At 55.3% G+C, this 11,231-nt stretch carries 11 protein-coding genes; all 11 read right to left on the reverse strand.

What is annotated here, in order from left to right:
* Positions 1-6: 6 nt before the first annotated feature.
* Positions 7-897 (reverse strand): glycosyltransferase family 2 protein, encoded by an 891-nt coding sequence (locus HH216_RS11880; protein ID WP_169551011.1) that lies wholly within the window; start codon positions 895-897, stop codon positions 7-9.
* A gap of 3 nt (positions 898-900) precedes the next feature.
* Entirely contained in the window at positions 901-2,016 is a 1,116-nt protein-coding gene (locus tag HH216_RS11885; protein ID WP_169551012.1) for a glycosyltransferase family 4 protein, read from the reverse strand.
* Between the two features lie 104 nt (positions 2,017-2,120).
* A complete protein-coding gene (locus HH216_RS11890) occupies positions 2,121-3,146 on the reverse strand; it encodes a hypothetical protein (protein WP_169551013.1) in 1,026 nt (341 codons plus the stop codon).
* A 15-nt stretch (positions 3,147-3,161) separates the two neighbouring features.
* The gene (locus tag HH216_RS11895; protein ID WP_169551014.1) at positions 3,162-4,187 is read right to left on the reverse strand and encodes a glycosyltransferase; all 1,026 of its coding nucleotides are present in this window, start codon (positions 4,185-4,187) and stop codon (positions 3,162-3,164) included.
* 66 nt (positions 4,188-4,253) lie between these two features.
* Positions 4,254-5,081 carry a DUF5672 family protein gene (locus HH216_RS11900; protein ID WP_169551015.1) on the reverse strand — a complete coding sequence of 276 codons (828 nt, stop codon included), beginning with the start codon at positions 5,079-5,081 and terminating at the stop codon, positions 4,254-4,256.
* Positions 5,078-6,118: a glycosyltransferase family 9 protein gene (locus HH216_RS11905; protein WP_169551016.1), complete on the reverse strand. Its 1,041-nt coding sequence runs from the start codon at positions 6,116-6,118 to the stop codon at positions 5,078-5,080. The genes HH216_RS11900 and HH216_RS11905 overlap by 4 nt, the downstream gene beginning before the upstream one ends.
* Positions 6,118-7,101, reverse strand: coding sequence for a glycosyltransferase family protein (locus tag HH216_RS11910; protein ID WP_169551017.1), 984 nt, complete (start codon positions 7,099-7,101; stop codon positions 6,118-6,120). The genes HH216_RS11905 and HH216_RS11910 overlap by 1 nt, the downstream gene beginning before the upstream one ends.
* Before the next feature lie 178 nt (positions 7,102-7,279).
* Entirely contained in the window at positions 7,280-8,431 is a 1,152-nt protein-coding gene (locus tag HH216_RS11915) for an acyltransferase family protein (RefSeq protein WP_254448800.1), read from the reverse strand.
* On the reverse strand, positions 8,428-9,549 hold the full coding sequence (locus HH216_RS11920) for a glycosyltransferase family 4 protein (RefSeq protein WP_254448801.1): 1,122 nt from the start codon (positions 9,547-9,549) through the stop codon (positions 8,428-8,430). Before HH216_RS11920 ends, HH216_RS11915 begins: the two co-directional genes overlap by 4 nt.
* 194 nt (positions 9,550-9,743) lie before the next feature.
* Entirely contained in the window at positions 9,744-10,400 is a 657-nt protein-coding gene (locus HH216_RS11925) for an acetyltransferase (RefSeq protein ID WP_169551018.1), read from the reverse strand.
* A gap of 92 nt (positions 10,401-10,492) precedes the next feature.
* Positions 10,493-11,203, reverse strand: a complete 711-nt coding sequence (locus HH216_RS11930; RefSeq protein ID WP_169551019.1) for a WbqC family protein — start codon at positions 11,201-11,203, stop codon at positions 10,493-10,495.
* Between the last annotated feature and the right edge of the window lie 28 nt (positions 11,204-11,231).

Raw genomic sequence — 11,231 nt, forward strand, 5'->3', positions numbered from 1 at the left:
ATCCGGTTATTTTCTTGATTGTCTCAGCCCAAACCGATGACGAATATACGCCCAATCACCCCGAAATACGAACGTCGTCAGCTTCCGCAACCGGCAGTAGCGGCTCCAGAACCAGCTACCCAGCCCTGATTTCAGCATCGGGCGGTATTTCTGTTTTACCTGCTCGTGTTCCGTCAACCCAACCGTGTTGGCAATAGTCGACGATTTAGCGTCGGGCTGTACCCGAAACCCTCCCCAGAAATCGCTGACCTGATGAAAGCTAACCCCCGGCTGTACGCCCAACCGGGCGATGATTTCGTAATCGATTACGAAGCGCAGTGTTTCATCGAGCATCCCATGCGTTTCCAGCAGCGACCGGCGGATAAACAGTGACTGGTTAAACACTTGCATACCCTCGTAAATCTGGCATTCGGGGCAGAAAGGCAGCGCCTTCATCGTCTCCAGTATAACGTCCTGTTCGTCGATGATGTACATACCGCCGTAAAAAACGCCCGTGTCGGGGTTTGTTCGCCAGGCGTCGGCAACGCGCAGCAGGGCGTCGGGCGCAAACACGTCGTCGGAGTTCTGAAACGCCACGTAGTCGCCCGTTGCCATCCGAAAGCCTTTATTGATCGCGTCGGTCTGCCCCCGGTCTTTTTCACTGACCCAGCCAGCCAGATAAGGCTCGTACTTACGGATAATATCCAGCGTACCATCGGTTGATCCGCCGTCAATGATGAAGTATTCGAGGTTAGGATACTGCTGATTCAATACGCTCAGGATAGTCCGCTCCAGATAAGCCGCCTGGTTGTACGAAGGCGTAACGACGGTTAACTTGGGGTAACGTAGCCCATCCGACTGGGGGCGGGGGCTGTAGGGTTGGGTAACGAACGTGCGGAGCGAAGAAGCAGCAGCCATGAATTACAAAAGCGATTGATAAACGGCCAGCGTCTGGGCGGCCGTACGCTCAGCCGAAAAATGACCCAGCCGACGATACCCCTGCTGAATCAGGTCGGTTCGCAGCGCGTCGTCGGTAATGACCCGCTCAATTGCCGTGCCGATGGCGTCGATGTCGTCGGGGTCGAAATAAATAGCCGCGTCTCCCGCCACCTCGGGTAGCGAACTGCGATCGCTCAGCACCGCCGGGCAACCAGCCGCAAAGGCTTCCAGCACGGGAATACCGAAACCTTCGTTGAGCGAGGGAAACACAAACGCCCGCGCCTGCCGATACAGCTCAAAGAGGGTTTCGTTGCTCGTGATGGGGGCATACTGAACCCGGTTGCTGAGGTTAGCCGACCGAAACAGGGTTTGCTCGGCTGGTGAGAAGTTACCCCCGCCCGCGCAAAGCAGATGCAGGTCGGGGTAACGGCTGAGCAACGGGGCAACGGCGCGAAAAAAAGTGGTAAAGTTTTTATACAGATCCCGCTTGCCCACAAACAACAGGTACGGGTGGGCCGGCGATGCGGGCGACGCAGCGCGTACTGTCCCGGTCAGTTCGCTCATCGACGTGCTGAGGGGCACGACATGAATTTTCGCCGGATCGACGGAAAAATAGCGGAGAATATCCTGCTTTGTGAAGTCAGAAACGGCAATGACCGCGTTTGCGCGGTCGAGCAGCACCTTCTTCGTTTCGTAAAGGCCCGCGCCCAGCTCCGGGTACTTGTCGCCGAAGCGTTCGGTGCTGGCGTCATGGAACGTCAGTACGAACGGTTTGTGGCCGAGCGAATCCAGAAAATACCGGTGGTAGTAAGTTGGGTGAAACACATCGAACTGCCCGGCCCGAATCTGGCGCAGACTGTTCTGCCGGTTGATTTGTGACACGACCTGATTGATCCGGCGGTTGCGGGCCAGCGAGCCGTAGGTCCAGAATCGGTTGAACGGCTGCTGCTTCAGATAATCGTTATTTGACAGCAGTAGCGACAGCCGGAACTGCACATCCGACCGGTCGGAGAACACGCGCATCAGATCGAAAAAGTACCGGGATACTCCCCCGTAGGCCGTTCCTGTAAAGCACTGATGGTCGTATAAAACAGTCATGGGTAAACCCCGCAATGCTGGTCGCGTTTGTATTTTTCGTAGAAACTGAACCGTAAACCTACGATTTGTTTGTCAAATTTCGGTATCGGCTGGCCTAAACCCGATCAACGGGGCAGGGCTGGCAGGTCGAGATTATCGACCCAGCGGTTTACGGCCGTCAGGGCACCCGTTGCGGCCCGGCGCCATCCCCGCAGAACGGCCGGTATTGGCTGATGCCCATACGCGGGTGAAACCGAGCGCAAAGCCGACAGGCCCGTATCGCTTACCCGCTGACGGTACGTGTTCAGCAGGGCTTGTACGTCGGGCCGATCGGCTAGTTTTAAGCGGGTCTGATGCGGGAAAAAGCCTTCGTCCGGATTGAACAATCCTTTCATGTTGGCAAACAGAACTGGCTCACCGGTGTCGGTCAGTTGCCAGTCGGTGCCCGACTGCCGGAGCTGTCGCCGGGGCAGGTTCCAGAGGGCTACGTGCCAGCCTGGATTGTGAACAATGGTTACCTTGTCGAAGAAAACCGGCACGTGCATCAGCCATAGTTGATCCGTACATAAGCCCTGGCAAAAGTCGATGTACGCCCGCTCTTCGACCCGATCCTGCCACCAGCTCAACAGCCGATCGGTTTCGGACGAACGCGCAAACGCCAGAAAGTCAGCGCTATAAAGACCAATGTTTTGCAGGTACTTCTCGTCGGGCCAGGCCGATTTGCCCGGTCCTGTGTCGCCCGGCGGGTACAACATATGGGGCGTCAGTAGTACCGTCTGATCGAGCAGCCGGTCCAGGATAGGCTGAACCGAGTGCAGAAAGAGCCCGTTCGGATCGGCGTACAGCACCGTTTGCGCGGTTGGGTACTGCGTGAAAACGGCCTGAATGAAGCGGGGCTTGCAGGCGGCTGCAAATTCAACGGGTGTGTACTGCGCCGATAGTTTTTGCAGGTAATCTGCTTCAAACAGCGTACTGACCGGAAGCAACGGATAGGGCGACTGAAAACCGGCGGGAAGGTTAGCCGGATCGTCGGCCAGGCCAATGACAATTGGTGGCGTCTCCGAATTAGCGGCTGGCGACTGCTGGCGGTAGCTGTCGGCAAGAACCAGTACCTGTGGTAGCTGGTGAATGAAACAAATGGTTACAAGCACAGGCGCAAAGCTACTTTATTCAAGAATATCGCCCAAAGCGGCTAGCATCGGCGCGTACCAATTGGCCGATACGTCGGCATAACGCTGGTAGTCGCCCTGCTGTAGACCGAGCCACACGGGCTGAAAGCGACGCATCCGGTCGTGGGGGAGGCAACTCCGCATGGTAAAATGAGCGAGCCGCCGATAAAGTTGCTGCATGCCGGGCGTTGTTACCGGCGCTCGCTCCGACAGTAGCCGCGCAAATGTTGCCAACGTGGCCTGTTTCTCGCGAAGGGGGGCTAGTTTGATAGCTCGCGGGCGAATAAATCGGTCGCGCAGCCGGACACGGTCGGGAACGTCTTCTTCCCGCCCCACGCCAACCTGTTGCTTCTCGTGGGTGCGGTACAGCTGTAGTGGTTCGTCGACAAACTGAATGCTATCGTAAGCGGCTGCTACCAGGCCAATCCAGCCGTCGTAAATGTACCCTGGCAGGTTGCCGGGTATGGGCAGTATATGGGTAAGCAGCGACCGGCGAATGACTGAAGCGCACCCCATAACCCGATTTCCGTCGAGCATGACGTCCATCATCTCGCCCGATTGCCAGCGCGTCCGCGTCGGCTCGTCGAACCGCACCCAGCTCCAGAAGCGACTTTGGCGTTCTTGCAACTGCTCATCAGTTACCCAGGCGTCGCAGAACGCAACCTGTGTGGTTGGATGACTGGTCATGAAATCGGTCATGACACGGATTTTTTCCGGAAACCAGGCGTCGTCCTGATCACAGATAAATACCAGATCGCCGATACATTCCGTCAGAACACGCTCAAAATTCTTGTTGAAGCCAAGCCGATTTTCATTGACCAGGATACGGACTGGAAACGGGGCTTTGGCCGCCAGGCGCTCTAACAGAGCAACGGTACCGTCGGACGAGCGATCGTCACAGACAACGAGTTCGTCGGGTAGCAGTTGTTGCTCAACCAGACTTTGCCACTGCGTTGCCAGGTACGCTTCGCCGTTATAGGTGCAAAGCGCAATGGAAATCGTCGGTCTAACTGGAGTAATCATGAGTTACTAAAAGCAATCGAGCGAATAACCGTACCAAAAGTACGGTTCTTACGCGCTGGAAATAAGTTAAATCTGGTAGCCATAACGCGCGAAAACCGGGCGCCAGTACTCAGTTCCATGGATGTCCCATGCATGACAGCCGAATGGTAGCTTTCCCTGCATGTATCGTTCGATAGCACGCTGGGGGAAAAATTCGACGGAAAAATGCAGGGCGGTGCGATAGGATGGTATACGCAGGCGGGGCCAATATCGATTCACTTCAATGCCCCAGAACGCGTCTTCGTTGTACTGATGAATCGTCTGATTTTGGTACCGGTGAAGGTGTTTGTGGCCCGACTTCAGTACGGCCAGCATGGCTGGAATACGGCGTAGCGAAAAACCGCCGTTGCCTACCATGTTCTGACTGATAATCTCGCGGGGCGTCACGCCGTCGTCTTTTTTCAGATCAAGGAGCGTTGCCATGCGTTGCCTGGCCCGAAACAAGGCGGCATCACGCCAGCCGACGAAATCGATGTCGCGGAGCCAGGGGGCACCCACGTAATCGTACCCCCGGCGGCACCAGTCGGCCAGCTCGTCCCGGAAAACAAAGGCGTCGAGCTGATACAGCAGCATGTACTCCCAGTCGATGAAGGCCCGGTAGAATTCGGCGTTCAGCATCAGTTGGTTGTACGCCTGAATGTTGGCAAAAAACGAATCGTCGAAGCGGTATACCCGCAGCGTCGGATACTGGTTCGTGTAAGCCGACAGGTCGAGCGAGCGGGGGGCTACCAGACAAACCGGGTAATGCCCCAGCACCTTCATACACTGTGTCAGCGAGATCTGCTCATACGCTGACAGCACCGGTTTGTAGACCGGGATAACGACGCAGACACTAGTGGTTAACGAACTACTCATGCAAGTTTAGGCTGACCCAGTTGCTGCGCAACGGCTTCCGGTACCCAGTCGTAGGGCAGTTCAGCGCAGGGGTGACCAAAATTATTCAGAATTGTGATGCCTTCTCCGCGTTTATAACGGCCGGAATAGGGCATATAGTCGACAAAATCAAACAGTTTGCCCAGCAGCAGAATGGCCGTTGTCTGCATGGCGTTGGCCATGTGCGCCGGACCACTATCGATGCCGATAAACAACCGCGCGTCCCGGATTACCTCTGCCGTTTCAAGCAGGCTCAACTGGCCGCACAGGTTGATATATCGCGGATTGGTTTGCCGAATTACCGGTTGCAGGCCCACCTCGACGATGTCGTAGTCGTAATTGTTGAGTAACCACTCAACCAACCGGTTCCAGTTTTGGGCGGGCCAGTCGCGGGCAACGTGGCTCGACTGGCAGTGGAGCACGATTGGGGAGGCTGGCAGCTTCCGACTGGCTATCTGTTGCTGCACCACTTGCGGGATGTACATCTGCGGATCGGCGGTGAGCGCGGGCAGGCCGGCTCCCTGCGAGAAGATGTACAACAGATCGCCCCGATCGTAGTAGTTGTCGAAGTTCAGCCCAATCGCGTCGGCGGTTGGGTTGACCGGGTCTTCGGGACAGTACTTACACTTGCGGTGCGAAATATGCAGGTTATAGACGTGGTCGAACGGGTTACGCTTCAGCAACTGAACTCGTTCGCCGGGGCATTTCTCGATCAGGAAATTATCCAGAGTGGGGTTAAACCGGACCAGATCGACGTATGCCTCGCGGACAAACCAGATGATGTACCCATCGGGGTAGAGCCGCCGGACTTCGCGGGCAACGGGTTCGCAGGCGATAATATCGCCCATCTGCTCCGACAGGATAATGGCCACGAACGGCCGTTTCCCCGCCCGCCATTTCAACCAGTGCAGGTAAAGCGTCTTCGTCAAGACGCTCCAGTACTTACCAATGATGTGGGTGTATTTGTGGTACCGGTACGTCCATAGTTTTCTCAGACGTGTCCATTCGGCGTCAGTCATTACGGCTGTAGCAGGGTTATCAGGCGGTTAATCGGCAATTTGATTGCTTTTCGTACGCGCTGATACCGTTTTATGGTTGGTGGTTTTATATATACGCAGGAATACTTGACATACCGCTCGTTGGCGTTGGCCAGCAGTTCCCGGCAATACAGGTCGAACAGGGGTTTAACGTCGGGTCGCTGGGCAAACGTATACCGCGTCTGGTACTTGGAAATGTCGTCGGGCTTGAACGGATTATAGCCGCTGTAGTGAAAAAAGCGCAGTTCGTCGGTGCCGTTGATAATCCAGGTACCGTCGGTGCGCTGCGAAAATAGACGTTCGTGCAGATTCCAGTATGCTACATTGTAGCCCCGGTATTTGTCGATTCGTACGTTCTGATGGTATACCGGCGCAAAATTGACCCAATGCTGATCCACAAAAAGTCCTTCGCACAAATCGATCCGGCATTCGTACACCAGCCGTTCTTTCCACCAGTCGACAAATTGCCGGGCCGTTTCATCAACGCGTAAGCCAACGAACCCTAGATTGAAAATACCCGTATTGAGATGGTGTTGCTCATTGGGTCGTTCCCAGTCGGGGGTGGGCGAACAGGTATGCGGTGTCAGCACAATACTGTTCGTGGTCAGCGCCTGATTAAGCTCGACAAGTGGCTGAAAAACAATGATGTCGGGGTCAAAATAGATGACTGCCGTAGCCTCCGGCTGGTTCTTGTAGAAATAGTCGATGAAAAACGGTTTGACCGCCGTGTTTAGCTCGGTGATATCGTACCGGTCGCACATGGCCGCAAAATCGGGAATGCCAATTTTATCGACCTCCAGCATGGGGTAGTCGGGTACGAGGTCGGGTGGTAAGTTGGCGTCGTTTAGCTTATCGACCAGCCCAATCACGTACTGATAATCCGGGTTGGTCCGACGCAGTGAATCGCCGAGCGTACGGGCTTGAGCCAGATAGTTGATGGAACAGATCGTAAAAGCAAGCGTCATAAAGCAACGGTTGGGCAAAAAAACGAACCAGTATTTTCGGTATCGGCTCTCCGGTCCTTATCCTGGCAGACCTTACACGTCAGCCGAGTTTACCTGCCGGCTAAGCGGTCTGTGGGGATGCAGGCCAATACACAACTTGTTTTTTCCTGACGGCTACGGTACGCACAGGCGCATTTGGTTAGCCGCTCAGTTGGGTTGTTCCGGTATTTTTCCGCTCGTTGTACGAAAAATACCGTTTCAGGCCGTTGATCGGTCTTTCAAACAGATACCACGATACTGAAGCCAGCACCAACAATACGGCCAAACTCAACAACCGGTGCGACCAGAAGCCCAACGACAGATGAACGCCCAGCCGGTTGGTGATCCGGAGTAACAAAGGTACGGCATAGCCCGGAACCAGCATATGAAACACATAAATACCGTAACTGATTCGCCCGATGTACTGCAACAGGCTGTTATTCAGTATCAAGCCTCCCGCACCACCAAAACCCAGACTGGCCCCAACGACAAACCACAGGGCAATGACCGAAATCAGCAGTCGTTGAAACAGCACCACGGCCAGATGATCGCCGGGCAGCAGGGTCAGTAAACCGATCAGGAGAATCAGCGCCACGATTGTGGTTATGCTCAGCGTTTGCCGAAACCGGGCAATCGTGTCTGGCCGCTCGGTTGTGATCCAGGCCCAGAGTGCGCCCAACCCGAACGCATCAAAGCTGGCAGGCGTCAGTACCCCGTCGAAATCACCGTTCCAGTAGCCGTAGCCCCGAAACAATACGCCGATACCGATCATGGTGATGATAACAGCCCGGAACAGGCGTGGCGGAGTCAGCAGCACTACCCATGGCCAGACCAGATACAACTGCTCCTCAACACCCAGCGTCCAGAAGGGCGATAACAGATCGGCCCAATTGCCCGTCCGGTGCAGCAGGATATTGTAACCGTAGAAATAGTAGTACGCCGGGTGAGCCCAAATGTCGGACGCCTGCGGCAGGAACACGTAGACGAACGTAATGACCAGGTAATACAGCGGGAAGATGCGCAGCACCCGGCGAACGAAAAAGTTGCGGTACGTATGGCCCAGCGTTGTTTTGCCCGCCCTGATACGGTCGCGGTTGCCGAGCAGGATGCGGGTAATCAGGAAGCCGCTGACGACAAAAAACACCATCACCCCGATGGTACCGTTGGGGAGCCGATTGATGCCTTCACCCGTTGGAAACCAGTGGTAAACGACCACCAGCAGCACGGCCAGCGTTCGCAGTGAGTCGAGTTGCGGCATGTGTCCGGCCAGGGGCTGGTCCGCAGTCTGTCGGGGCGAAGGCACAGGTGTCATCGGGCGGTCAGTTGATCAAACAGCGTAACCAGCGTATCGACGCTCTGCTGCGCCGGGTGACGTTCCATTATCTTTGCGCCCAGACGCTGCCCCATCGTTCGGCGCAGGGCGGGCTGTTGCAGCAGGTCAACAACGCGGCTGCTCATAGCGTCGAGGTCGAGGTACGGTACGACGAAACCCCCGTCGGCCTCGACCAGTTCGGGCGATCCACCGGCTCCGGCAAAGCAAACGACGGGTACGCCACTGAGTCCGGCCTCAAACACGACCAGCGGGTACGGGTCTTCGCGCGAGCAGAGCACAAACACGTCGAACCGTTTCATGTAGCGCAGCACATCGGGCGTCGGCGGAATCAGGTGGACGCAATCAGCCAGTCCCGCCTTACGGATGTCGAGCAACAGGTCTTCCCGTAGTAAACTCGGCGGCATACCGACCCAAACAAAATGCACGGGCGTATCCGCCATGCGGCCGGTTACCTGCCGGGCCAGCGCCACAAACAGATCGTTGCCTTTGCGCCATTCGGCATTGCCACAGCCACCCACGATGAGCGCGTTGGGCGGCAAGCCCAGGGTGTCGTACAGGTCGGGCTGCTCGTGAGCCTGCGCGACGTTGGCAACCAGTGCGGGGGTGTCAATCAGTGTGTACTGCGTGATTTTCGCCGGATCGACGCTGTGCTGATTTACGTAATAGTCGGCGGTAGCTTTCGAGACAGCCAGTAGCCGGGTTGTCCGGGCCAGTAGTTCGGCCAGTTCCGCCGGGTCGGTATAGATTCGCACCGACATATCCAGCTCGTGCGCAAACGTCACGACCGGCACGGTGGGGGCAAGGCCCAACTGCACAAACCAGCGACTGCTCATGACCGTATTGGCCAGCACCAGATCGATGCTGTCCAGATTCAGCTCCGACTGTATTTGCTGCTGGTGTGCGGTTCGCCGTCGCTGATACGCCTGATCCCAGATGCCCATGCGCCACAGCACTTTATCGGCCAGTACACCCACCACGTGCGACGGCTGCGCGGGCCAGAGTGTGACCGGACAAATAGCCTGATACTCATCAAGCAGCGGGCCACCTTCACCCAGCAGCAGGTGCAGATCGTAGCCACGCTCGCGCAGTAGCCGCATCAGGTTGAGTAATACCAGCTGCGCTCCCGCCCGGTTGGCGTCGTGACCGATGAGTAGTATCTTTTTCAGAATATGGTGTAAGGTTATAGAGTCATAAAGTTGTAGAGTTGTAAAGTTGACCAGCGCGTTAGCCCTTCCGGCGGCAGCAACTTTACAACTCTATAACGTTACGACTTTACAACTATCAACGACGCTTAATACGCTTTATAACTCGGAATGGGCCGTTTCTCGGCGGGATTACCGACGTAAACACCCCAGGCATCGGTGTTTTTGGTGACCGACGCGGCCATACCGACCAGCGTACCTTCGCCGATGGTCAGGTAATCGCGGATGGTACTGTTGACCCCAAAAAACGAGTACGAACCGATGGTGCAGTGCCCCGACATAACCACGTGTGAGGTAAAGAATACGTGGTCATTGATGCGGCCGTGGTGCCCGATGTGATTACCACTCCACAACACGACGTTATTACCGATAGTGGTGAACGGCTGAATGGTATTGTCTTCGAGAATAAAGCAGTTTTCGCCGATTTCGTTGCCGAAGGTGGTCGATTTCGAGCTGATGTATGAAATAAACTCATACCCTTTCGCTTTGGCTTCCAGATAGATACGCTCCCGGTTCTTGTTCATTCCCTTGCCTGTCATCGGCGCAAAGAACTTGTACTCCTGTGGGGGAAAAAGTTCTGCCACGTCTTCAAACGGAACGAGAGGCAGCCCCCGAAATCCGGTTTTGTCGTGCAGGTACTCCTGATTTACCGTGAACGCAACGACTTCGTGTTCCGAATCATGCGTCAGGTAGAAGTGGGCCAGTTCGGCCGTATCCATAACCCCGAAAATAATAACCTTCGCCATAGTGTAAAGAGCGAAAGAGCGAAAGAATCAAAGAGTGAAAATTGCTGACGCGCATTATCGCTCTTTTGCTCTTTCACTCTTTCGCAATTAAATTATACGAGTTCATACTGCGTTAGTAATTCCTTTGTTGCGGGTACGTCGTTGAACATGAGGGCGTCGAGTATGGATAGCCAGGGGATGAATGTACTGCTATCGCCCCGGTTAAACTGTGCGTACTCGACCCGCTTCGACTGAATGAAGTTCAGGGTAATACCCGCTTCGGCAAAGCGCTCCCGATTATAAAGCTCCATACCACCGATTGGATTGATGTAGCGCGTAGCCCCTTCCTGCTTACAGATGTCCAGAATCCGTTCCTGTGCTTTCAGCTGCGTATTCTCGTAGACCGACGACGAGGCTACCAATGTCGGTGTCAGCCCCAGATAACCGTTCAGTTCAACCAGACTGTGGTAGATAAGCTCGGCGATGGAGCCGGTAGTAAAGTTGACGATTTTTTCGGTCAGCGGCATAACGGCCGCGTACTGTGGTGCCTTCCGATAGCCCTGCTCGATGGTTTTCAGCAGCTTGCTCCGCCATTTCGGATCATCGGCCAGTTGAACTTCGTTGATTCGCTTATTCTGACTGGCATCTTTCAGCGGGATGGTGAACAGGTGCTCCTGCCCGTTGATTAACAGCTTGTTACGATTGATCCAGCCCCGATTTATGAACGAAACATCATCGTACAGCACAAACGTATCAACAGCCCCCATCAACTGCATGTAGCCAATGTACGGCAAGAAATAAGGCTGCATGATGGCAAGGGTCATGGACGGGTTTGTAGTTTAATGGTCAATG

This window comes from Spirosoma rhododendri (assembly GCF_012849055.1).
GTDB classification, from domain to species: domain Bacteria; phylum Bacteroidota; class Bacteroidia; order Cytophagales; family Spirosomataceae; genus Spirosoma; species Spirosoma rhododendri.